At 46.0% G+C, this 774-nt stretch carries 1 rRNA gene; it reads left to right on the top strand.

From position 1 onward, the window contains the following. Positions 1 to 600, top strand: a 23S ribosomal RNA gene (locus ACJ5GX_RS08130); the annotation flags it as partial. Positions 601 to 774: the final 174 nt, after the last annotated feature.

The raw sequence follows: 774 nt of genomic DNA on the forward strand, positions 1-774 counted from the left end.
GATCGTATTTTTGTTCAGCCCCGAGCGGGATACCGTAAAAAATGTAATGGTCTTGGGCTGAATTCTCAAATTATTGACTATAAAAACGTAATTTAAATTATGATCGATCCGGTGGTTCTGTATGGAAGGGCCATCGCTCAAAGGATAAAAGGTACGCTGGGGATAACAGGCTGATCTCCCCCAAGAGCTCATATCGACGGGGAGGTTTGGCACCTCGATGTCGGCTCGTCACATCCTGGGGCTGGAGAAGGTCCCAAGGGTTGGGCTGTTCGCCCATTAAAGTGGCACGCGAGCTGGGTTCAGAACGTCGCGAGACAGTTCGGTCCCTATCTGTTGTGGGCGTTGGAAGTTTGAGTGGATCTGACCTTAGTACGAGAGGACCGGGTTGGACAGACCTCTGGTGAACCTGTTATGCCGCCAGGTGTACGGCAGGGTAGCTACGTCTGGAATAGATAAGCGCTGAAAGCATCTAAGTGCGAAACTAGCCACGAGATGAGACTTCCTTATAGGGTCGTAGGAGATGACTACGTTGATAGGCCATAGGTGTAAAGGTTGAGAGACCAAAGCCAAGTGGTACTAATAGCCCGAAGCTTTCTCAAGCAGACAGACACTGTTGTCTTCCTCTTTAATTTTTGAATTAATCTTTCAATATATATGTCATTATGGTTTAAGCTATAAGATGGGTATTTTCCTACAAAGGAATCTAGATACTAATATCTAACTACTTAATACTATAAAAAGATCGATCGCGTGCTTTCCCCCATGTACTCGATC

The sequence above is a fragment of the Wolbachia endosymbiont of Tuta absoluta genome, from assembly GCF_059414725.1.